The sequence below is a fragment of the Amycolatopsis sp. A1MSW2902 genome (assembly GCF_017312175.1).
GTDB classification, from domain to species: domain Bacteria; phylum Actinomycetota; class Actinomycetes; order Mycobacteriales; family Pseudonocardiaceae; genus Amycolatopsis; species Amycolatopsis nivea.
Map to the genome: position 1 here is coordinate 4,103,551 of NZ_QJPO01000001.1, position 22,321 is coordinate 4,125,871.

General features: G+C 71.2%; 21 protein-coding genes. 15 read left to right on the forward strand and 6 right to left on the reverse strand.

What is annotated here, in order from left to right; all coding sequences use genetic code 11:
• Window positions 1-150: 150 nt before the first annotated feature.
• Window positions 151-561 carry a peptidase inhibitor family I36 protein gene (locus DMP23_RS18890; protein ID WP_037814400.1) on the forward strand — a complete coding sequence of 137 codons (411 nt, stop codon included), beginning with the start codon at window positions 151-153 and terminating at the stop codon, window positions 559-561.
• A gap of 55 nt (window positions 562-616) precedes the next feature.
• Here the strand turns inward: DMP23_RS18890 and DMP23_RS18895 are convergent, their stop codons facing one another.
• A complete protein-coding gene (locus DMP23_RS18895; RefSeq protein ID WP_337821880.1) occupies window positions 617-1,750 on the reverse strand; it encodes a HoxN/HupN/NixA family nickel/cobalt transporter in 1,134 nt (377 codons plus the stop codon).
• 335 nt (window positions 1,751-2,085) lie between these two features.
• Between DMP23_RS18895 and mdo the strand changes: the two genes are divergently transcribed.
• From mdo to DMP23_RS18920, 5 genes are all read left to right on the forward strand, one after another.
• Window positions 2,086-3,378, forward strand: a complete 1,293-nt coding sequence (gene mdo / locus DMP23_RS18900; protein WP_134666197.1) for an NDMA-dependent methanol dehydrogenase — start codon at window positions 2,086-2,088, stop codon at window positions 3,376-3,378.
• Window positions 3,379-3,445: 67 nt separating this feature from the next.
• Complete coding sequence (locus DMP23_RS18905; RefSeq protein WP_037814404.1) at window positions 3,446-4,624, forward strand: AAA family ATPase; 1,179 nt, start codon at window positions 3,446-3,448, stop codon at window positions 4,622-4,624.
• A gap of 10 nt (window positions 4,625-4,634) precedes the next feature.
• The gene (locus DMP23_RS18910; RefSeq protein WP_337821881.1) at window positions 4,635-6,146 is read left to right on the forward strand and encodes a VWA domain-containing protein; all 1,512 of its coding nucleotides are present in this window, start codon (window positions 4,635-4,637) and stop codon (window positions 6,144-6,146) included.
• The gene (mftM, locus tag DMP23_RS18915; RefSeq protein ID WP_337821882.1) at window positions 6,143-7,060 is read left to right on the forward strand and encodes a mycofactocin oligosaccharide methyltransferase MftM; all 918 of its coding nucleotides are present in this window, start codon (window positions 6,143-6,145) and stop codon (window positions 7,058-7,060) included. The genes DMP23_RS18910 and mftM overlap by 4 nt, the downstream gene beginning before the upstream one ends.
• 39 nt (window positions 7,061-7,099) lie before the next feature.
• Window positions 7,100-7,741, forward strand: coding sequence for a GPR1/FUN34/YaaH family transporter (locus DMP23_RS18920; RefSeq protein ID WP_238606672.1), 642 nt, complete (start codon window positions 7,100-7,102; stop codon window positions 7,739-7,741).
• A gap of 52 nt (window positions 7,742-7,793) precedes the next feature.
• Here the strand turns inward: DMP23_RS18920 and DMP23_RS18925 are convergent, their stop codons facing one another.
• The 3 genes from DMP23_RS18925 to DMP23_RS18935 are packed head-to-tail and all read right to left on the reverse strand — an operon-like array spanning window position 7,794 to window position 11,087.
• Complete coding sequence (locus DMP23_RS18925; protein WP_037814409.1) at window positions 7,794-8,462, reverse strand: MadR family response regulator transcription factor; 669 nt, start codon at window positions 8,460-8,462, stop codon at window positions 7,794-7,796.
• On the reverse strand, window positions 8,452-9,828 hold the full coding sequence (locus DMP23_RS18930; RefSeq protein WP_337821883.1) for a MadS family sensor histidine kinase: 1,377 nt from the start codon (window positions 9,826-9,828) through the stop codon (window positions 8,452-8,454). Before DMP23_RS18930 ends, DMP23_RS18925 begins: the two co-directional genes overlap by 11 nt.
• Window positions 9,825-11,087 carry an iron-containing alcohol dehydrogenase gene (locus tag DMP23_RS18935; protein ID WP_200864500.1) on the reverse strand — a complete coding sequence of 421 codons (1,263 nt, stop codon included), beginning with the start codon at window positions 11,085-11,087 and terminating at the stop codon, window positions 9,825-9,827. The genes DMP23_RS18930 and DMP23_RS18935 overlap by 4 nt, the downstream gene beginning before the upstream one ends.
• A gap of 174 nt (window positions 11,088-11,261) precedes the next feature.
• On the opposite strand from DMP23_RS18935, the gene DMP23_RS18940 reads away from it, so the two are divergent.
• Both DMP23_RS18940 and DMP23_RS18945 read left to right on the forward strand, forming a co-directional pair.
• Window positions 11,262-12,515: a GAF domain-containing protein gene (locus DMP23_RS18940; protein ID WP_337821884.1), complete on the forward strand. Its 1,254-nt coding sequence runs from the start codon at window positions 11,262-11,264 to the stop codon at window positions 12,513-12,515.
• A 78-nt stretch (window positions 12,516-12,593) separates the two neighbouring features.
• Window positions 12,594-12,965, forward strand: a complete 372-nt coding sequence (locus DMP23_RS18945) for a DUF779 domain-containing protein (RefSeq protein WP_051173043.1) — start codon at window positions 12,594-12,596, stop codon at window positions 12,963-12,965.
• 610 nt (window positions 12,966-13,575) lie between these two features.
• Here the strand turns inward: DMP23_RS18945 and ribA are convergent.
• Together ribA and DMP23_RS18955 are read right to left on the reverse strand one after the other, a co-directional pair.
• Complete coding sequence (gene ribA, locus DMP23_RS18950; RefSeq protein ID WP_337821885.1) at window positions 13,576-14,799, reverse strand: GTP cyclohydrolase II; 1,224 nt, start codon at window positions 14,797-14,799, stop codon at window positions 13,576-13,578.
• Between the two features lie 38 nt (window positions 14,800-14,837).
• A complete protein-coding gene (locus DMP23_RS18955) occupies window positions 14,838-15,359 on the reverse strand; it encodes a MarR family winged helix-turn-helix transcriptional regulator (RefSeq protein ID WP_337821886.1) in 522 nt (173 codons plus the stop codon).
• A gap of 78 nt (window positions 15,360-15,437) precedes the next feature.
• On the opposite strand from DMP23_RS18955, the gene DMP23_RS18960 reads away from it, so the two are divergent.
• The 7 genes from DMP23_RS18960 to DMP23_RS18990 are packed head-to-tail and all read left to right on the forward strand — an operon-like array spanning window position 15,438 to window position 22,280.
• Window positions 15,438-15,914: a flavin reductase family protein gene (locus tag DMP23_RS18960; protein WP_337821887.1), complete on the forward strand. Its 477-nt coding sequence runs from the start codon at window positions 15,438-15,440 to the stop codon at window positions 15,912-15,914.
• 44 nt (window positions 15,915-15,958) lie between these two features.
• Window positions 15,959-17,260, forward strand: coding sequence for an MFS transporter (locus tag DMP23_RS18965; protein ID WP_037814413.1), 1,302 nt, complete (start codon window positions 15,959-15,961; stop codon window positions 17,258-17,260).
• Window positions 17,257-18,246: an Ldh family oxidoreductase gene (locus tag DMP23_RS18970; RefSeq protein ID WP_337821888.1), complete on the forward strand. Its 990-nt coding sequence runs from the start codon at window positions 17,257-17,259 to the stop codon at window positions 18,244-18,246. Before DMP23_RS18965 ends, DMP23_RS18970 begins: the two co-directional genes overlap by 4 nt.
• Window positions 18,239-18,712 (forward strand): PaaI family thioesterase, encoded by a 474-nt coding sequence (locus DMP23_RS18975; RefSeq protein ID WP_337821889.1) that lies wholly within the window; start codon window positions 18,239-18,241, stop codon window positions 18,710-18,712. Before DMP23_RS18970 ends, DMP23_RS18975 begins: the two co-directional genes overlap by 8 nt.
• Window positions 18,713-18,722: 10 nt before the next feature.
• Window positions 18,723-19,745: an LLM class flavin-dependent oxidoreductase gene (locus DMP23_RS18980; protein ID WP_337821890.1), complete on the forward strand. Its 1,023-nt coding sequence runs from the start codon at window positions 18,723-18,725 to the stop codon at window positions 19,743-19,745.
• Window positions 19,742-21,358, forward strand: coding sequence for an AMP-binding protein (locus DMP23_RS18985; protein WP_337821891.1), 1,617 nt, complete (start codon window positions 19,742-19,744; stop codon window positions 21,356-21,358). Before DMP23_RS18980 ends, DMP23_RS18985 begins: the two co-directional genes overlap by 4 nt.
• On the forward strand, window positions 21,351-22,280 hold the full coding sequence (locus tag DMP23_RS18990) for a pyruvate carboxyltransferase (RefSeq protein ID WP_337821892.1): 930 nt from the start codon (window positions 21,351-21,353) through the stop codon (window positions 22,278-22,280). The genes DMP23_RS18985 and DMP23_RS18990 overlap by 8 nt, the downstream gene beginning before the upstream one ends.
• The last annotated feature ends 41 nt before the right edge of the window (window positions 22,281-22,321 follow it).

Consider the following 22,321-nt stretch of genomic DNA (forward strand, 5'->3'; position numbering starts at 1 on the left):
ACTCCCGCTGGTGGCTCGGTCAACCGCGATCTTCATCGGGGCTGACCTGCGGAAGGACGGCGCGAGGACGAGACGGGGACGGATCCCGGCAGCGTAGTGCTCGTCCGGTCGCCCGCTCCGGTGGCGACCGCTTCGAGGGGAGAAACCCACATGCCCACGATCCGCTCCGCAGTGGCTCTCGCGGCCGCCGTGGCCGGCGCCGCCGCCGGCACCGTCCTTGCCGCGGCCCCGGCCTCCGCGGCCACCGCGCCGTGCCCGGCCGGCTACTACTGCTTCTACCAGGACGCCAACTACAACCGCGGCACCACCGGCTGGCATCTCAACTACAACAGCACGCAGTCCGGGGACTTCAACAACCCGCCCGCGTCCAGCGGCAACAAGCGCAACCAGCTGTCGTCGATCATCAACAACGGCAACCGCACCATCTGCGTCTACAACGACGTCGTGCTCGCGCCCGACAAGCTGCTCATCAAGGTCCCGCCGTACGGGGACGTGCCGAACCTGGCCAACATCCCCGGCGCCAACGACAACGCCGACTACTGGAAGCTCAACGCCTGCTGATCCGGAACGCGGGAGCCCTTGCCGAGCAGGGGCTCCCGCGTCTTTCCCCAGCGGCTCAGCCCGGGCGATCCGATCCCTCTCCGCCAGCGGCCTCCGCACCGGCCGGCACCGGCCATCGCTCTTCGAGCCGCCCCAGTTTCCACACTCCGATCGCGATCGCCCAGCCGAGGACGAACACTCCGACGATCCCGAATCCCATCCGGTTCACGTCGAGTCCGGCGACCCAGTCCCAGAGCCCGCCGGTCAGCCCGAGCTTTTCCGCCAGTACCGACAGCAGCTCGACGGTGCCGATGAGCAACGCGACCGCGACGGACAGGCCGGTGAGCGTCAGGTTGTAGTAGACCTTGCGCAGCGGCTGCGACAGCGCCCAGCCGTAGGCGTAGTTCATGAACGAGCCGTCGATGGTGTCGAGCAGTGACATGCCCGCCGCGAAGAGCACCGGCAGGCACATCACGGCGTACCAAGGGAGTCCGGCGCCCACGCTCGTGCCCGCGAGCACCAGCAGGGCGATTTCGCTGACCGTGTCGAAGCCGAGCCCGAACAGGATGCCGACCGGGTAGATCTGCCACGGCGCGGAGATCGCGCGCATCGTCCGGCGCAGGATCCGGGTGAGGAAACCGCGGTTCTCCAGGTGCGTGTCCAGTGCCGCCTCGTCGCAGTCGCCCCGGCGCATCCGGCGGAAGACCCGCACGATCCCGGCGAGCACGACCAGGTTGACGATGCCGAGCAGCCACAGGAACCCGCCGGACACGACCGTGCCGATCAGGCCGCCGAACGTGCGCAGCGGCGACCCGTCGTCGGTCAGTTCGATGCCCAGCGTCCGGATCCCGGTCGCGAGCAGCAGCGTCAGCACGACCACCACGGTGGAATGTCCGAGCGAGAACCAGAATCCCACCGAGAGCGGGCGTTTGCCCTCGGCGATCAGCTTGCGCGTGGTGTTGTCGATAGCGGCGATGTGGTCGGCGTCGAAGGCGTGCCGCAGCCCGAGCAGGTAGGCGGTCAGCCCGGTTCCCGCGCCGAACACCCCCGCGCCGATCCGGTAGTGGCCGGGGACGACGAGCAGGAGCAGCACGCCCCAGCCCACGACGTGCAGCAGGGCGATGAACGCGGCCATCCCGCCGACGTGCGCCCGTTCCCGGCGCGACAGCCGGCGGCGCGCGGCGGGGCGGGTACTCGCGATCGACGTCATCGGGCATCACCTCAGGTTTCGGGCGCGGGCTGGTCCGCCGACCGACGATAGGTCGGCCCGGGCCCGGTTCTCGCCGTGCGATCGGGCGCGCCGTACCTGTCCGGGCGGGCAGGTACCGGGGACTCGCTCGGGGTCCGCGACCGCGCACCTGACCGATCGGGCAGGCGGGGCCCGTCCGATCGTGCCGAGCGGGGTCTCCGGTCGGCCGGGATCGGCCCGCGCCGGGTTCCCGGACCGCGATGGCGCGCCTAGCTTTCCGGTTGTCCGTGCTCTTGCCAGAGCAGCCGCCCGCCGCACGCACGTCGCCCGGACGTGCCGAGAGGACCAGTGCGATCATGCAGGTCGATGAGCTGTTGAAACCGTTTCCCATCAAGGAGTTCCACCCGTTCCCGCGGGCGCTGCTCGGTCCCGGCTCGCACGAGCTGATCGGGCCGGAAGCCCTCAAGATGGGGTTCAAGAAGGTGCTCGTCATGACGTCCGGCCTGCGCGGGACGGACATCGTGCACAAGATCGTGGAGTCGATGAAGTACCACGGTCTCGAGGTCGTCGTGTACGACCAGGTGGAGTCGAATCCCAAGGACTACAACGTCATGGACGCCGTGACGCTGTACCAGGAGAACAAGTGCGATTCGTTCGTCTCGATCGGCGGCGGTTCCTCGCACGACGCCTGCAAGGGCGCGCGCATTTCGGTCGCGCACGACGGCCGCAACGTCAACGAGTTCGAGGGCTTCAACAAATCCGAGAACCCGAAGAACCCGCCGCACATCGCGGTTTCCACCACCGCGGGCACCGGTTCCGAGACGTCGTGGGCTTACGTCATCACCGACACCACGACCGATCCGGAGAACCCGCACAAGTACGTGGCGTTCGACGACGCGTCGGTGACCACGCTGGCGATCGACGACCCCGTTCTCTACTACGATTGCCCGATCGACTACACCGCACAGTGCGGTTTCGACGTGCTGGCGCACGCCTCCGAACCGTACGTGTCCCGGCTGAATTTCGAGCCGTCGCTGGGAAACGCGCTGCACGCGATCAAGCTGACCGGCCAGAATCTGCGAGCCGCGGTGTGGAACGGCCAGGACCTCGCCGGCCGCGAAGGCATGATGTACGCCCAGTACATCGCCGCGCAGGCGTTCAACTCCGGCGGACTCGGGATCATCCACTCGATCTCGCACGCGGTGAGCGCGTTCTACGACACCCACCACGGCCTGAACAACGCGATCGCGCTGCCGCGGGTGTGGGCGTTCAACATGCCGGCCGCGTACAAGCGGTTCGCTGACATCGCCGAGGCGCTCGGTGTCGACACCTACGGCAAAACCGACGTGCAGGCCGCCGACGCCGCGCTCGCCGCGGCCATCCGGTTGCTGCGCGACGTGGGCATCCCGGAGAAGTTCACCGACGTCACCGCGGACTCCTACTCGAAGAACCGGCTGGGCCAGGGCCCGACCAAGTACTACGAGCGGGCGAAGGTGATCAAGGGCGACGACGCCGACGTCGACCGCATCACCAACCACGTCCTCGGCGACGCGTGCACCCCGGGCAACGCCAAGGAGTGCACCTTCGACACGGTCCGCCCGGTCGTCGACCACTGCCTCAACGGCGATCTCGACGACCTGCTCGGCTGATCCCGCGCGGCGGGGCTCGCTCCGGCCCCGCCGCGCTTCTTCCCGACTTCGACGCACCGGAGGCGACGTGCCCACCGCAATCCCCGACCACGCCCGGTTCGGCTCGATCGAAGAGGTGGCCGACCGGTTCGCCGGCGCCGGCTACATCGCGGACCGCCGGCTGGCCGCCACCGTCTACCTGATGTCCGCGTTGGACAAACCGGTGCTGCTGGAGGGCCCGGCCGGCGTCGGCAAGACCGAACTGGCCAAAACCCTCGCCGCGGTCACCGGCCGCAGGCTGCTGCGGCTGCAGTGCTACGAGGGCCAGGACGAGACGAAAGCCCTCTACGAATGGGACTACGGCAAGCAGTTGCTCTACATCCAGATGCTGCGCGAGAAAATCGGCGACGTGATCGCCGACGCGCCGGACCTGGCCAGTGCGGTCGCCCGGATCGACGCGCAGGACAGCGTGTTCTTCTCCGACCACTTCCTCGCGCCGCGGCCGCTGCTGGACGCGGTGCGCGGCGAGGAACCGGCGGTGCTGCTGATCGACGAGGTGGACCGCGCGGACGAGGCGCTGGAGGCGGTGCTGCTGGAATGCCTTGCGGAGTACCAGGTTTCGGTGCCGGAGGTCGGCACCTACGTCGCGAAGGTCCCGCCGCTGGTGGTGCTCACGTCCAACAACACGCGCGACCTTTCCGCCGCGCTGAAACGGCGTTGCCTCCACCTGTTCCTGGACTACCCGGACACTGAACGCGAACTGGAGATCCTGCGTTCCAAGAAAACCGGGCTGCCCGACGCGGCCGCGCGCACGCTCGTCGAGGTGGTGCGGAAGCTGCGCGGGCTGCGGCTGCGCAAGAGCCCGAGCATCTCCGAAACCATCGACTGGGCCCGCACGCTCGCTGTGCTCGGCGTCGAGGAGCTCTCGCCGGAAGTCCTGGCCGAGACGGCGAATGTGGTGCTGAAGTACGAACGCGACCTGGGGCGCGCGTTGCAGGTGCTGCCGGATCTGGTCGACCCGAACCGGGAGCTGCCCGCCGAACTGCCGCACAGCCACGGGCACGGACATGGCCACGGGCATGGTCACCACGACGGCCATTCGCACCACGAGGACGACGGAGGCCGGGCGGCGCGGCTGGCCAAGGACCAGCCCGGCCGCCACGACGAGAACTACTACGGCTCTCCAGGCTCCGGCCCGGCACAGCGGTCGAGCGGCGGCCAGGGCGGACGGGCGTTCGAGGCGTTCACCCGACGGCGTCCGGTCTGAGGCGGCGGCCGTGGAGAGCAGCCTGCACCGGTTCGTGCGCCTGCTGCGCCTGTTCGGTTTGCGCATGTCGGTCTCCGAGGCGACCGACGCGATGCGCGCGGCCGCCCAGGCCGGGATTCTCGCCGAGCGCGCCACCCTGCGCGAGGCGTTGCGGATGACGCTGGTCAAGGACCAGCGGGACGACGAACTGTTCGAGGAAGCGTTCGACGCCTACTTCTCGCTGCGGGAAATCGAGCGGCTGCGCGAAGAAACCGGGCACGGGCACGGCCACGACGACCTGTCCGACACCGGCGAACTCGAAACGTTCACCGTCTCGCCGGAGCCGTCCGAAACCCCCGAGCAGGGGCACAGCCACGGCAAGCCCGCCGACATCCGGGACTACTTCGACCAGCAGGACCTGGCCCAGCAGTACAACCTGCACCAGGAAGCGAACAAGATCGACCTGGCCGCGATGACCGACGAGATCGTGCTCTCGAAGGACAGCGCGTCCGGCGGCACGGCCGCGCCGAGCGTGCAGCTGGAAACCTCGTCGCTGCACAACGCCGGGGTGCCGGGCAAGCTCGCGCCCGCCACCGGGCGCCGGCTCGACGTCGAGCTGACCGTCGCCCAGGAGAACGCCTTGCTCGGCTGGCTGAACGACGCGGAAGAAGACCTCGCGCAGCTGCCGCCCGGGCTGGCCGGGGTGCTGGAAGACCTCCCGGAACTGCTGCGGCGGCATCTGGAGAAGCTGGCCGAACTCGCCGAAACCGCGGTGGAGACACGGGTCGTCGAGGCGGCGCGGGCCGAGCGGGTCGACGAACGCGAGCGCGCGCAGCTGGAAGAATCGTTGCGGCGCTTGGCGCACACCCTGCGCGGCGCGCTGACCAGCCGCAAGCGCAACACGTTGCGCGGCCGGGTGCATCCGGCCCGCACGATGCGGCGGAACATGCGCTACGACGGCGTGCCGTTCCGTCCGGTGACAGTCACGCGGGCCGAGGACAAGCCCCGGCTGCTCGTGCTCGCTGACGTTTCACTGTCGGTGCGCGCCACCGCCCGGTTCACCCTCCACCTGGTGCACGGCCTGCAGTCGCTTTTCGGACAGGTGCGCACGTTCGCGTTCGTCGACGAACCGGCCGAGATCACCGAACTGTTCGCCGAGCACCCGCTCGAACGCGCGCTGGGCCTGGTTTTCGACGGACTGCCCGCGGGCGGGCTGCTGGACGTCGACGCGAATTCCGACTACGGACGGGCGTTCGAGCAGCTGATCGAGGACCACAGCGCCGCGCTGAACCGGCGCACGACGCTGCTGGTGCTCGGGGACGGCCGCGGCAACGGCAACGATCCGAAGCTCGAAGTGTTCGAGGAGATCACCCGGCGCGTGCGGCAAACCCTGTGGCTGACCCCGGAACCGCGGTACTCGTGGCGGCTCGGCGGATGCGATCTGCCCGCGTACGCGGAGTTCTGCGACCACGTGCAGGTCGCCGCGGATCTGGCCGGGCTCGACCGGGCGGCGTTCCGGCTGGCCGAGGACGTGCTGGGATGACGACGACCGCGCCGAGCACCGCCGGCCGCTTCCTCGACCCGCTCGCCCCCGTCCTCGCCGGGGCGTACTTCGCGCGGCCGCTCGCCGTGGTCCGGGAAACCGCCGGGCAGGGCGGCCCCGCGCCGCTGGTCCGGACCGAGCACTTCAGCCTGCACAAGGACGGCCGCCGGGTGGAACTGCGGCACCGGCTGCGCCCGGAGGACCTCGACAACGACCTGGCCGGGCTGCTGGCCGACGAACTCTTCGCACCCGGCTGGCTGTCCGGGGCCGAGGTTTTCGAGCACGCGTTCACCGGCGTCGTCAAGTCCACTGTGGACGATCCGATGCGAGCGTGGCTGCGGTTCTACGACAACACTCTCCACCGGATCCGCGCGTGCCTGCGGGAGCCGCCGCGCCTGCCCGGCCGCTCGGTGATCGCCGGATTCGCGCCGGTGTACGAGCACGCGCTGCGCCTCACGCCGCCCGGCCGCGTCCTGGACCTCGGCTCGTGTTTCGGTTTTTTCGCCCTGCTGCTCGCCGGACGCGGCCGCAACGAGGTGGTCGCCTCGGACGTGTCGGCGGGCGCCATGCAACTGCTCGAGGCCTACGCGACACGGCGGGATCTCCCGGTGGAAACGCTCGTGTGCGACGCGGCCCGGCTGCCGTTGCCGGACGCGTCCGCGGACACCGTGACCTTGCTGCACCTGCTGGAGCACCTGGACCCGGACGTCGGCGAGGAGGTCGTGCGCGAGGCGACGCGGCTGGCGCGCGGGCCGGTGGTGCTCGCCGTGCCGTTCGAGGACGAGCCCGCCGAGGAGTACGGGCACGTCCGCGTCTTCGACCTGCCCGCGCTGCGCCGGCTCGGGGTCCGCTCGGGCCGCCGGTTCAGCGTGCACGAGCACCACGGCGGCTGGCTCGTGCTGCATCCCCGCTGACTGCCGCGCAACGGTGCGCGGCGACCTAAGGAGGAAGTGATGACTGCAGCGGAAATCGACGTCCCCGTTTCCCACGCGGCCGCCGAACCGGACCCGGCGCCCTCGCCGCTCGGCGGCGATCCGGCCCTCATCGGCGTGCCGACCTTCCTCGTCGGCTCGATCGCGCTCGGGCTCACGCTGGTCGGCTTCGTCCCGGCCGCCGCGGTCGGCGCGCCGCTGGCGATCATCCTCGTCGCCACCGGGATCGGCCAGCTCGTGTCCGCGGTGTGGGCGGCGGCTCTCGGGCAGAACGCGGTCGCCGGCATCTTCGGCGTCTTCTCCGGCTTCTGGCTGAGCTACGCGGTGCTGGTGTTCGGCCTGCTGCACAGCTGGTTCGCGGTCCCGGCCGCGAACGTCACCGCGACACAGGAGCTGTTCCTGATCTCGTGGCTGGTCACCATCGTGCTGCTCACCCTCGCCACGCTCCGGTTGCCGCTCGCGTTCACGCTGCTGTTCGTGCTCGTCGACGTGGCGCTCGCGCTGGTGCTGACGGCGACAGCCCAGGGCTCCGCGACGCTGCAGACCGCAGGCGGCGTCGGCGTGTTCGCGTTCGTCGCGGTCGGCGTCTACCTGTTCTTCCACGTCGCGTCGCTGGCCACCGGCGGAAGGGGGCTCCCGCTCGGCCGCCCGCTGGTCGGCTGAACCCGGTCCGGCCGGTCCGTCGCGTGGTGTCGTCCGCGGCGGGCCGGCCGTCTCAGATCACGCCCGCTTTGCTGGCCTCGTAGACCGCTTCGGCCCGGCTGCTGGCGTCGAGTTTGCGCATGATGTTGCGGACGTGGAACTTCACCGTGGTCTCGGAGATGTACAGCTTGCCGCCGATGACGCGGTTGCTCAGGCCGTTCGCCAGCAGCCGCAGCACGTTCAGCTCCCGGTCGGTGAACGACGGGCGTTCCCGGGCCACCCGCATCGAACGCGCCATCGCCGCCGCGGACCGCGAATCGAACGCGCTCTCGTTGCGCGCCACCGCGCGGATCGAACGCAGCAGCTCGGTGGTGTCCACGTCCTTGACCACGTAACCGCGCGCGCCGTGGTGGACCACGTCGACCACCAGCGCGTCGTCGAGGAACGTCGTCAGCACGAGCACTCCCAGGTCCGGATAGCGCCGGGTGAGCCGGGCGCACAGGTCCAGCCCTTCGGTGTCCGCGCCGGTGGACAGCTTGAGGTCCAGCAGCACGATCGACGGCCGGGCGGACTCGATCACCGCCAGCGCCTCGTCCGCGGCCCCGGCCTCGCCGACGACCTGCAGGTCGGTTTCGCGCTCCAGCAGCGAGCGCAGGCCCTGCCGGACGATCGCGTGGTCGTCCACGAGCACGATCCGCACGGGGCCGGCGGCCTCCGCGGGCACAGTCTGCTCAGCCGTCATCGGGCGCCTCCCATTCCGCGGGCACCGGCAGCGGCACCCGGACCTGCAGGCGGATCCCGCCCATCCGGGAGCGGCGGATCGTCAGCTCCCCGCCCAGTTCCTCTGCTCTGGCCAGCATGTTCGCCAGGCCGCGGTGCCGCCCGGAAAGGTCCGCCGCCTTCGTCAGCCGCAGCGCCCGGCGGATCTGCGCGGGATCGCCGTCGCCGTCGTCGGACACGCTGAGCACCACGGCCGAGCCGTCCGGCCGGTACTGCAGGCGCACCAGCGCGCGCTCGGCCTTGCCGTGCGCGGCCGCGTTGAACAACGCCTCGCCGGCCATCCGCACGAGCGACTGTTCCGCCCGCGGCGGCAGCGCCACCGGACTGCCCGCGACCCGCACCTGGACCGACAATTCGGTCAGTCCGTGCACAGTGGACAGTCGTTCCAGCAGCACCGGCAACGGGCCGGGCGTTTCGCCGGAAGTGTGGTGCAGCGCGTAAATCGACGCGCGCAGCCGCTCGACCGCCTGCCTCGTCAGCTCCTTGGCGGGCGCGAGCTGCGCGGCGATCTCCGCGGCCCGGCCGCCCAGCGCGGCCAGTTCGGCCCGGCAGACCTCGATCGTCATGCCCGCGCCGAGCACGGACTGCGCCACGCTGTCGTGCAGTTCGCGGGCGATCCGGTGCCGTTCGTCGTCGAGCACCTGCCGCTGCATGACCTCGACCAGGCGTTCCTGCGTCTGGGCCAGCTCGGCGCTGCGCGCGGCGAGGTCGCGGGCCTGGCGTTCGGCGGCCTCGGACAACCGTTCGGTGCGGCCGCGCAGCTGGGCGGCGGCGTGGAACAGGAACGAGTTGTGCAGCGCGACCGCGGCCTGGTTGCCCAGCACGCGCAGGATGGCGACGTCGGTGGCGGCGATCTCCAGGCCCGGCGCGGGCCGGGCGACGATCCCGCCGACCGGCTCGTCGTCCAGCGTCATCGTCGCGCGGACCAGGCCGTCCCGGTGCGGCCACCCGTCGAGCTCCCACGGCCGGGTGCGCAGCACGTCGAGATGTTCGAGGACCTCGTCGGGAACGTCCGCCCGGTCGTCGACGATCGTCCCGCCGACGTTCAGCACGAATCTCGGCCGCGCCGCGCGCAACGCGCCGTCCGCGACCGCGAGCAGCAGCCAGTCCGCCTGCAGGTGCTCCGACGCCGCCCGCAGCACCGCTTCGACCAGCGCCCGCGGCCCCTCCGCGGTGCGCACGAGCGCGCGGGAGATGCCGTCGAGCGCTTCGACCGCCCGCGAAACCCGTTCGGTCGAGCGGATGTACTCCGGATAGAACGACCGCTTGCCGGACCGCACCCCGGTCAGGACGCCCAGGTCGGCCGTGGTTCGTTCGGGATCGTTCACAGCGCCGCCCGGAACAGCGCCTCGATGTCCTCCACCCGGGCCTGGCGCGGGTTGGTCGCCAGGCAGGCGTCCTTCATCGTGGTGCGGGCCAGCGTCGGGATCTTGTCCTCGGTGACTCCGAGCCCGGCCAGTCCGCGCGGCACGCCGACCTCGTCGGCGAGCCGGCGGGCGCGGTCGGCGAGCAGGTGCGCGGCTTCGAGCCCCGGCAGGCCCGCGGTGTCGATGCCGGCGGCCGCGGCGAGCGGGACGAACCGCTCCGGTTCGCGCGCGGCGTTGAACCGGATCACGTGCGGCAGCAGCACTCCGTTGACCACGCCGTGCGGCGCGTCGAGCAGACCGCCCACCTGGTGGCTCATCGCGTGCGTGGCGCCGAGGATCGCGTTGGTGAAGGCCATCCCGGCCTCCAGCGCACCCTGCGCCATCGCCGTGCGCGCCTCGGCTTCGCGCGGTTTGAGCTGGGTGCGCAGCAGGTTGCGGGTGATCAGGCCGACGGCCTGCAGCGCGTGGTTGTCGGTGAGCGGGTTGTGCGCCTTGGAGACGAACGCCTCGATGCCGTGGGTCAGCGCGTCGAGGCCGGTGGCCGCGTTGAGCAAGTCCGGCATCGTGGTCAGCAGCCGCGGGTCGATCACCGAGATCTCCGGCACCAGCGTCCGGCTGATGATGGTGATCTTGACGTGCTGGCTGGTGTCGGTGACGACGGCGAACTGCGACACGTCCGCGCCGGTGCCGGAGGTGGATGGCACCATGACGGTGGGCGGGATCGGGTGCACGACCTTGTCCACGCCCTCGTAGCCGAGGATGCGCCCGCCGTTGCCGGACAGGATCGCGACGCCCTTCGCCGCGTCGATGCACGACCCGCCGCCGAGGCCGACGATGACGTCGCTGCCGCTTTCGCAGTACTGCTCGAAGGCGCTCTGGATCTCGTGGTCCTTCGGGTTGGGCGTGACGCCGTGCCAGACGACCGGGGCCAGCCCGGCCAGCCGCAGGTGCCCGACGGCCTCGTCGACCCAGCCCGCCTCGATCAGCCCGGGGTCGGTGACCAGGAACGGGCGGCGCGCGCCGACCCGCAGCGTGCAGTGGCCCAGCTCGGCCAGGGAACCGGGTCCGAAGACGATCTCCGGGGCGTGGAACTTCGCCAGCCCCGCCGGTTCGCGCGCGGGGTGCGCGCCGACGGCCTGCGGGCCGGACAGCTCCCCCGGCCCGCCCTCGCCCGCCCCGTGGTCCATGGTGATCGCAGCGCCTTCCGCGAGTCGGAGCATCGGGACCTCCCGACCTGCTGAGGAGCGTGATGCCTGCACGAGGGTAACCCCTCCGCCGCCCGGCGGAGGGCTCTCCAGGGTAAGCCCCAGCCGGAGGCGGCACCCCCTCCTTCGCGGCCGTGCGCACCTGTCCGATCGGACAGGTGCGCACGGCGGGGGCGCTTGCGAGGATGGATGGCCGGCACGCAAGACGACGACGTCGGGATGTCCATGCACGAACTCGATGCGCTTCGGCGGCGCAGGATCGATCTCGAACAGCGGTGGGCGGAGGTGGTGCCCCGGCTGCGGCAGGCGCCCCGTGCCGATTCCGGCGACCTGATGCTCCGCCACGAGGTCACCGAATCGTGGATCAGGTCGCTGCCCACCGTCGACCCCGCGACGGGCAGCGCACCGGTCGCCGACGGCGGCGTGGTCCGGCCGCGCTGGGCCGGGTCGCCGCTGCGCGAGCCGGTGCGGCGCGTCGAGGACGAACTGCGGACCGTCGCCGACGACGCGGGCTTCATCGCCGCGGTCACCGACGAGACCGGCACGATCCTGTGGACCTGCGGCGGCCGGGTGATGCGCAGGCGGGCCGAGCAGGTCAACTTCGCTCCCGGCGGACGGTGGGACGAAACGGCGATGGGCACCAACGCGCTGTCGCTCGCACTGCGCACCGGACGGCCGAGCGCGGTGTTTTCGGCCGAGCATTTGGTGGCCGCGCTGCACGGCTGGGTCTGCTACTGCGCCCCCATCCGGGACGCGCGGGGCCAGGTTCTCGGCGTCCTCGACCTGTCGAGCACCTGGGACCGTTCGCATCCGCTGGCGATGTCGACGGTGCGGTCGCTGGTCTCGGCCATCGAATCCGGGCTGCCCGCGGTGTCGCCCGCCGGACTGCGGGTGTCAGCACTGGGAGTAGCCGCCGCGGTCCGCGACGGGGTGCGGTTGAACCTGCGCCCACGGCAACTGGAAATCCTGACGCTGCTGGCGCTGCAGCCGGAGGGGTACTCCCTCGACGCGCTGCGCGAAGCTCTGTACGGCGACCGGATGGTGAGCACGACAACGGTGCGCGCGGAGGCGTCACACCTGCGCAACGCGCTCGGCGGCGTCCTCACCGCCCGCCGCTACGCCTCGACGGTGCCGATCGAATGCGACGCGGTGGACGTGCTGAAAGCGTTGGAGCGCCGCGATTTGGCCACGGCCGTGCGGTTGTACCGCGGTCCGTTGCTGCCGCAGTCGGAAGCACCCGGCATCGTGCGCTGGCGAGACCACCTCGAAGTGACCATGCGCGAAGCGGTGCTGGCCAGCGAGGCACCGGAACCCGCGCTGACCTACGGCGAACGTGCTTGGTACGACGCGGAAATCCACGAACACGCCCTCGGCTCGCTCCCCCGCGACGACGCCCGCCGAGCCATCGCCGCCGGCCGGCTCGCCGTCGCCCGGCAGGAGTGACGCCGGACGCCAACCCCGTGCCAACCTTCCGCGCGCATCGTGAGCCCCGTCACGGCGACCGGCGAGGAAGGGGACACGGTGGAAGGACAATCCGGGACGGCGAGCGGGCCTTTCGTCCGGGTGCGGATCACCCGCGCAGCCGAGGACCTGATCCTCCGCCTGCGCCTCCGCCACGGCCCGCTGATGGTCCAGCAGACCGGCGGCCGCGGCGACGGAAGCGAGCCGATGTGCCACCCGCACAGCGAATTCCGGCTGGGCCGCTCGGACGTCCTGATCGGCGAACTGGCGGGCGGCACGCCGTACTGGATGAGCGCGGACCAGTACGAACACTGGCGGCACAACGACCTGACCGTCGACGTCGTGCCCGGCCGGGGGAACGAATTCTCCCTCGAAGCCCCGGAAGGAGTCCGGTTCCAGGTCCGGTCGAGGGTGTTGCCGGGTCACGGGTAGACGTCGTTCCCGCAGGCGGACGTGTCCATGCGGCGGTCCTGCGGTTCGGGATCGTCCATCCTTGAATGCGCGCTGGTGCCTGCCAGAATCCCGTTCGCGCACGCGCTCACCGCCGTCGTGCTCGGCGACTACCAGAAATCTCGACCTCGGCTTCGTCGCCAGCCAGCCCGGTCTCTCGCTGCACTGCCACCAGCAGCTGCACAGGAACTACGGCTTCATGCCCCCTGCTCAACCGCACCTGACCGCAGCGGCACCGGCCATCCCCGGGAGACGTCGCGGCCGACGAACCCCGCAGCGAACATCACGGGTCCCGGCGAGCGCGGCACGACGGTGAACGGGAACGTCGCGGCCCGGCGGCGAGGTCCACACCCAGCCAGCGTGCCCTCGGCATCCCCGACTCGGCGCGGAGACCGCATCGGCCCGGGCGCGCCGTAGGCGGTCGTCGACACCGGAGGTTCGGCACCCCGAGCACCGCTCGGCGGAGAGCCCTGCCCGCGGAACTGCCTCAGACCGCACGCGTTCGGGTGTCCACACGGGCCACCAAGCTCGTCCAGCCGAGCGGACTGGGCGCGGGGTTCTGCCATGGAGAACCCCGAAATCCGCTGGCGGACTAACCCCGGGAGCTCTCGCGTTCGGTGAAGAGATGCCCCATGCGTTGCTGTTTCGCTGCCAGGTAACGAAGATTCGCCGACGTGGCACCCACCGTCAACGGAAGCCTCCGCAGGACGGTGACCCCGCCCGCTTCCAAATCCCGGATCTTCCCGGGATTGTTGGTCAGGACCCGGGTCCGCGCGATCCCCAGATCCCGCAGGATGGCCGCGGCAGCCCCGTATTCCCGCGCGTCGGCCGGTTCGCCCAGACGGAGGTTGGCGTCCACTGTGTCCAGTCCGCGGTCCTGAAGCTCATACGCCGCCAGCTTTTTCGCCAGTCCGATGCCCCGCCCCTCGTGCCCGCGAAGATACACCAGCACCCCGCCGTCACGGCTGATCCGGGCGAGGGCGGCATCCAATTGCGGGCCGCAGTCGCAGCGGGCGGAGGCCAGGGATTCGCCGGTCAGGCATTCGGAGTGCACGCGTACGGTCGCCTCGTCGCCCGGTTCGCCACAGATGAGCGCGACATGGTCGGCACCGGTGCGCAGGTCCAGATAGCCCACCGCGCGGAAGCGGCCGTACCGGGTCGGGAGCTCGGTTTCGGCGGTTCGCGCCACGCGCGGCTGTTCACCGGCCGGAAACGGATTCCGCAGCCGATGGGAGATCAGGTCCTCGATGCTCAGCGCGGGCAGGCCGGACCGGCGCGCGAGGTCCGCGACTCCGGGGCCGCGGAGCATTGACCCGTCGTCGGCCACCAGTTCCGCGATGGCCGCGACCGGTGGCACGCCTGCGAGCCGGCACAGATCGACCGCCGCTTCGGTGTGTCCTGGTCGCTCCAGGACGCCGCCGGGTCGCGCGCGCAGCGGGAGGACGTGGCCGGGGCGGGCGAAATCCGCGGCGGCGGCCGCCGGGTCGGCCAGCAGTCGCAGGGTGCGGGCGCGATCGGCGGCACTGATTCCGGTGGTCACGCCGGTCTTCGCGTCCACGGTCACGGTGTAGGCGGTGCCGCGCGCGTCCTCGTTGCGCTCCACCATCGGCGGCAGCCGGAGGTCTGCCGCGCGGTCCGGGGGCATCGGGGCGCACAGCAGTCCGGAGGTGTGCCGCACGGTCCACGCGACCCAGTGCGCCGACGCGGTGTGCGCGGCCAGCACCACGTCGCCCTCGTTCTCGCGGTCGGCGGCGTCGGTGACGAGCACCGGCCTGCCCTCGCGCAGCGCGTCCAGCGCCATGGTCATTCGGTCCATGGCCCAAGTATAAGCATGCTTACGTTAAATGAGCATGCTTACTTTTCGCCGCGCTCCATCTCGCGCAGCTCGCCTTCGACGACGAGGGCGGCCTGACGCAGCTGACGGTCGGCGGCGACGATCTCGTCCCGGCCGAGGAGCGACCCCAGGGTGTCGCTGATCCGGAGCACCTCGGAGTCCATCTCCTCAAGCGCGGCAAGCCCGGCCTTGGTGACTTCGAGCGACAGGGCACGCTCGCTTTCCGGGTGCGCGCCGCGGGCGACGAATCCGCGCTTCTCCATCTGGGTCACGATGCGCGTCATCGTCTGCGGGCGGACATAGCACCGCCGGGACAGCTGAGCCAGCGTCAGATGCGGCCGGTTGGCCAGGATCCGCAGCGCGGTGTAGCTCGACAGCGTCATGTTCCACCGCCGCAGCCGTGCGTTGCCGATCCGCGAGACCGCGCGCTCGAACCGGAACACGGCGTCGATCAAGGAGGACGCCTCGTCCATGCCGGTCTCCGCGCGCGCGGGCGAGCGGCCGTCGTCGAACGGATCTACGTAAGGCAAGGGATCGGTCACCCCCGCAGCGTAGAGCGCCGGGCGCGGATGCGCGTCAGCATGCTTGCATTCGTATCCGCACGCTTATATGGTATAAGCATGCTTACATCATCCCGATTCCCCTCCGCCTTGGGGAATTTCCCCAGCGGCGTCGTGGCGATCACCGGGCGGGACGCGGACGGGCGGCCGGCGGGCCTGGCGGTTTCGTCGTTCACGTCGGTCTCGCTCGATCCGCCGCTGGTGGCGTTCCTGCCCGGCAAGACGTCCTCGACGTTCCCGGCGCTCGCCCGGCGCGGCACGTTCTGCGCCAACGTCCTCGCCGCCGGGCAGGAGGACGTCTGCCGTGCGCTCGCGGTCTCCGGCGGGGACAAGTTCGCCGGCGTCGACTGGCGTCCCGGGCCGCACGGCGATCCCGTGCTCGACGGGGCCGTCGCCTGGATCGCCTGCACGATCGAGGCCGTGCACGACGCCGGCGACCACCACCTCGTCCTCGGCCGCGTCGACGACCTGGCCGCCGACACCACGGCGGAGCCGCTGCTGTTCTTCCGCAGCCAGTACCACCACCTCGCGGCCTGAGCCGCGCCCCCGCGCCAGCCCCGACCTCAACGGAGAGGCACGTCATGACCACACCGGCAGAAGCAAGACGCACGACGCTCGCGGCCTCGATCGGCAACACCGTGGAGACCTACGACTACGCCGTCTACGGGTTCCTCTCCGCCGTGCTGGCGAAGGTGTTCTTCCCGGCCGCGAGCACCGGCGCGGGCCTGCTGTCGTCGTTCGCGGTGTTCGGCTCGGCATTCCTGGCGCGTCCCGCGGGGGCCTTGGTGTTCGGCCCGATCGCGGACCGGCACGGCCGCCGTCCCGCGCTCGTGGCATCGCTGCTGCTGATGGCCGGCGGCAGCACACTGATCGGCCTGCTGCCGGCGACCGGGACGATCGGCGTCGCCGCGCCGATCCTGCTGGTGCTGTTGCGATTCGCGCAAGGGCTGGCCGGCGGCGGCGAGTTCACCACCGCGATCATCTACGTCGCCGAGTTCGCCCCGCCGCACCGGCGCGGTGCGCTGTCGAGCCGCGTGCAGGTCGGCAGTCTGGCCGGGTTCCTGCTGGGCGCGGTCGTCGTGCTGTCGCTGAGCGCCGCGCTGACTCCGGCGCAAATGCTCGGGTGGGGCTGGCGGGTGCCGTTCCTGCTGGCATTTCCCATCGGCGGGATCGGCCTCTATCTGCGCAGCCGGTTCGGCGAAACGCCCGAGTTCCTCGACGCCCGCGCCAGGCCGTCCGCATCGGACCAATCGGCGGACCGGCAATGGTCCTCGGTGCTCCTGCTCGTCGGCGTGTCGGTGCTGCACATCGTCGGCATCTACATGGTCTACACCTACGTGCAGAGCTACCTCATCCAGCTGCGGCTGTCCCCCGTCGCGGCAACCGCGGTGATCGCGTTCTCGCTGCTCGCCGGGATCTTCCTCGTGCTCGCGGGCGGCCGTGCCGCGGACCGGCGAGGCCGGCCGAAAGTGCTGCTGGCGTCCTCGCTCGCGGTGCTCGTCGTGAGCTACCCGCTGTTCGCCGCGCTGGCCAGCGCCCCTCCCCTGTGGCTGATCATCGTGTGCACGGTGGCGCTGTCGGCCGGCCCGGCGTTCTACTCGGGCGTCGCGCCGATCACCTACGTCCAGCTCGTTCCCGTGCGGCGGCGCGGCAGCCTCGTCGGCATCTCCTACAACGTGACTGTCGGCATCCTCGGCGGTTCGGCGGTGTTCATCTGCCAGGCGCTGGTCGAGCTGACCGGCGACCGCCGCTCCCCCGCCTACCTGCTGCTGGCCGCGGCCGCCGCCAGCGCGCTCGCCGCGTTCGCGCTCACCCGCCGCGCGGCCCGCACCCCCGCGGCTTCCCCGTCCGCCCTTCCCCTGACCGCGGAGTCCGGCTCATGACCACCTTGCCCCTGCCCGATGCCCACGACCTCGTCCTGGCCGCCATGACCCAGGCCGGGCACACCCCGGACGAGGCCGCCGTCATCGCCGAACACCTACTCGACTGCGAACTGCGCGGGCTGACGTTCGGCGGCCTCGCCCGCGCACTGTCCATTGTGGAGCGCATCCGCGCCGTAGCCGAGGCTCCGCGCCCGATCCGGGTCCTCGCGGAGACCCCGGTTTCGGCCACCCTCGACGGCGGCGACCAGGTGGGTTACCTCGTCGGCATGCGGGCCCTGGACCTGGCGGCGGAGAAGGCCCGCGCGCACGGAATGGCCGTCGTCGGCGCCCGCAACACCTGGTACACCGGCATGTTTTCCTATTACCTGGAGAAGGCTGCCGCAGCCGGGCTCGCCGGGATGATCGCGGGCAGCGGGCCCGCCGTCGTCGCTCCGCAGGGCGGCACCGAGGGCAGGTTCGGCACCAACCCGATCGCCTTCGGATTCCCCGCTTCGCCGACGCCGGTCATCTGGGACATCGGCACCTCGGCAGTGATGTACGGCGACGTAGTACTGAAAGCGCGGCTCGGCGAGCAACTCGAAGAGGGCCAGGCATTCGACGCTTCCGGGGCGCCCACCCTCGACCCGGCAGCGGCGCTGGGCGGCGCGTTCGGCGTGTGGGGCGGGCACAAGGGTTCCGGGCTGGCCATGGTGGTGCAGCTGCTCGGCATGATGAGCGGCGCGGCCGCGGCCCCGCCGGGCATCTCCGACTGCGGGTTCTTCGTGCTGCTGGTCGATCCGGCCGTGCTCACCGACGCGGACGACTACCGCCGCCGCGTCAGCGAGTACGCCGCGTCGATCCGGGCGACCCGGCCCGTGGAAGGCGGCCCCGCCGTCCGCGTGCCGTTCGACCGGTCCGCCGCCTGCTGTGAAGAGGCGTTGCGGCGCGGCACGATCGACGTACCGGACGCGGTGGTCGCGGCCCTGCGGAAGGTCGCGCATGAGTGACCGCGCGGACGACTTCCGGATCGGCCCGTCGCCGTCGGGACGGCTGCTGTGCGGCGGCTGCGCCCCCGAGGACCGGTGCCGCCTCGGCATCGAGGTCGCGCACGCCGGGGAAGCCGCGACGACGTTCGACGTCGTCTGCCCTCGGCACTGGTGCGGTGGTCCCGAGGTCGCGCACGGCGGCTGGACCGCGGCGGTGTTCGACGACGTGCTGAACGCAGTCGCCCTGCGCCGCGAAGCCCGGCTGGTCACGAAATCGCTCCAGATCTCCTACCACCGCCCGGTTCCGGTCGAACGGCCACTGACGGTGACAGCGCGGATCGACAGTCACGCGGGCCGTCGCTGGGACGTCTCCGCGCGGATGACCCTCGCCGGCGGAACCGTCGCATTGGCCGCCGCCACCGCGGAACTCCGCACCCGGCGGCCTGATCACTTCGCCAGGCATCAGGCCTGGCTGGCACACGATTAAGGAGGATCCGATGGTCGAATTCTTCACCGGGCTGCAGCCCCTCGAAGCGGGCGAAACCACCCCGGACGCCCTGCTCGCGCGAGTCCGGGAGCTGGACCGTTCCGAGGTGATCGACCGCGTCCTCGTCGGGTATTCCTCGACCTGGCCGCACAACCACGCGACCGCGCCGTTCGCCCTCGCGCTCACCGAGAAGTTCTCGCCGATCGTCGCGCACCGCCCGGGCGTCCTGCCGCCGGCGGCCGCCGCGCGCTACTTCGCCACGCTCGACGTGCTCGCCCGCGGGAGGCTCGCGATCAACGTGGTCGTCGGCGGGTCCGACAAGGACCTGCGCCGCGAATCCGACGATCTCCCCAAGGCCGAGCGCTACCGGCGCGCGGTCGAGTACCTCGACGTCGTCCGGCGCACCTGGACCTCGCCCGAGCAGTTCGATCACCACGGCGAGTACTACACGGCCGAGGCGGTGAAGATCCTGACCAAGCCGGTGCGGGGACAGGTGCCGATCTTCATGGGCGGGGAAAGCGACGACGCGGTCGACTTCGGCGCCCGCCACGCCGACCTGTACATGCTGTGGGGCGAGCCGTTCGCGGGCACGAAGGAACGCATCGACCGCGTCCGCGACGCCGCCGAACGGTACGGCCGGAAGATGCGGTTCTCCTTGAGCCTGCGCCTGTTCGTCGGCGACACCGACGACGACGCGTGGGCCCGAGCTCGCGCGGCGGAACGGCAGATCGCCGAAGCCTCCGGGAAGTTCCTGCGCTCGTCGTCCACCGACACCTCGGTCGGCAGGCAGCGGGCGCTCGCGCTGACCGACGAGGAACTGCACGACGACTGCTTCTGGACCGGGCTGACCAAGCTGCTGGGCGGTTTCGCCAACTCGCAGGCGCTGGTCGGCACCGAGGAGCGGGTCCTGAACACGTTGGGCACCTATCGTGACCTCGGGGTCGATGCGTTCCTCGTGACCACCGGCGCCGAAGCGGCCTGGGACCCGGCCCTGGAGGGATTCCTCGCCCGGGCGAAGAAGGAGCTGGCATGACGCGTTCGGCCCCGCGATCCGAAGACCTCGCGGCGGAGACCGTCAGCGGGCTGATCGCCACTCGGGCACGGCAGCACCCGGGCAAACCCGCGCTCGTGGTCGACGGAGCCGAGCTGACCTACGGCGAGCTGGACCTCGCGGTGTCCGAGGTCGCGCGCGGTCTGCTCGCCACCGGCGCCGCGCCGGGCGACTCGGTCGGCATTCTCCTGCCCAACCGCGCCGAATACCTGCTCGCCTGGTTCGGAGCCGCCCGTGCCGGGCTCGTCGAGGTCCCGGTCAACACCGCCTACAAAGGACAGTTCCTCGACCACGCGCTGCGCAGTACCGGCGTCCGGATCCTGGTCACCGAGCCCGCGCTGCTCGGCCTCGTCGCCGACCTCCCGGAACTGCCGGAGGCGCTGACCACCGTCGTCGTGCTCGACGATGCCGCTCCCGGCGGCACGCCGCCGGGAGTGCGGGTGCTGGGCTGGCCTGAATTACTCGCCTCCGGCGACCCCGCCCGCGAGCTTCCCGCGGTCAGCCCGGCCGACCCGGTCGCGGTCATGCTCACCTCCGGCACCACCGGACGCAGCAAGGGTGTCGTGTACCCGAACCGCATGCAGGTCGTCGCCGCCAAGGAATGCGCGCAGCAGATGGGCACCACCGCCGACGAGCGGCTGTACACCTGCCTGCCGCTGTTCCACGGCGCGGCCCAGGTCAACATCACCCTGCACGGGCTGTTCGCCGGCGCCACCGTGGTGCTCGGCCGGCGGTTCTCCGCGAGCCGGTTCTGGGACGACATCCGCGCCGGCGGGGTAACCCAGTTCAACGCGCTGGGCTCGATCCTGCCGGTGCTGCTGGCCCAGCCCCCGTCCGAACGCGACCGCGACCACCGGGTCGGCCGAGTGTTCGCCGCGCCCGCTCCGCGCCAGGTGCTGGAGCCGTTCGAGGAACGGTTCGGAATCCACGTCGTGGAAGGCTACGGGCTCACCGAAATCAAGAATGTCCTCTACAACCCGTTGGCCGCGCGCAAGATCGGCTCGATCGGCGTGCCCACGGAGTCGTCGATCCTCGAGGTCCACGACGAGTCCGGGAACCGCGCGGCGCCCGGGCAAGCCGGGGAGATCGTGTACCGGCCGCGCGAAGCGAACATCATGTTCTCCGGCTACCGCGGCGAACCCGAGGCCACCCTCGCGACGATGAAAGACCTCTGGTGGCACACCGGCGACCTCGGCTACACCGACGAGGACGGGTACTTCTACTTCATCGACCGCAAGAAGGACGCCCTGCGCCGGCGCGGCGAGAACATCTCCTCGCACGAGGTCGAATCGGTCCTGCTCGCCTACCCCGGCGTCGTCGCGGCGGCGGCGGTCGCCACGCCGTCGGAGCTGGGCGAGGACGAGGTCCTCGCCGTGCTGCAGCTGGAATCCGGGCGGAAGCCGGACTTCGCGGAGCTGTTCGCGCACTGCGACCGGGCCCTGCCGCACTTCATGGTCCCCCGCTACTACCGCGTGCTCGACCAGCTGCCCGTCACCCCGACCGGCAAGGTCCGCAAGACCGACCTGCGCGGCCAAGGCCGGGGCGAAGCGTGGGACGCGCAGGCCGCCGGACTCGCCCCGACCCGCCATGTCTGAACCGAAGGCGGTGCGCATTCGCGAAATCGCGCCACGCCTGACGTTCCAGGACCACATCGCGCCGACCGAGGTCAAGGTCGAGCTTGTGCGACGGCTCGTCGACGCCGGGGTTCGCGCGTTCGAGCTGTCCTCGTTCGTGCGGCCCGACCTGATCAAGGGACTCGCCGACGCCGAGGAAGTTTTCGCGGCCGTGCGCCGCACCCCAGGTCTGCACCTCGGCTGTTGCGTCGGCAACGTCCGAGGCCTGGCCCGCGCGATCGACGCGGGCGCGGACAGCGCGTCGTTCCTTCTCTCGGCAGACGAAGATTTCGCCCGCGCCAACATCGGACGCTCCACAAAGGACTCTCTGGCCGAACTCGAACGCATGGCCGCTTACGCCGCCGATCACCGCGTCCAGCTCGGCACGTACGTGATCTTCGCCTGGGGCGGCCCGACCGGGCCCGCCCGCGGCGCCGGCGAACTGGAACCGCTGGCCCGTCGGCTCCTCGACCTCGGCGTGGACCGGTGGATCCTCGCCGACTCGTCCGGTTACGCGGCCCCGCCGCAGATCCGCGGCCTCGTCACCGCCGCGCTCGCGCACATCCCGGCGGAAAACCTCACCGTGCAGATCCACGACGCCCGCGGCATGGGCCTGGCCGCCCTGCTGCCCCTGCTCGACCTCGGCGTCCGGAACCTCGACACCGCGCTCGCCGGCAGCGGCGGGCACCCGGCCATGCCCGGCGCCCAGGGCGGCGGGATCTGCACCGAAGACGCCGTCCAGCTGCTCGAATTGTCCGATGTGGACACCGGAATCGACCTGCCGCGCCTGATCGCCGCCGCGAACTGGCTCGCGGACGAACTCGGCGTGCCCGGCAAGGGTTTCGTCCGGCGCACCGGACCGGTGCCGGACCGCCCCGGGCAGCCGCTCGCCTTCCGCTGGTGAACCGGGATCTTCTCCCGGAACCGATCATCGCAACCGGTCAA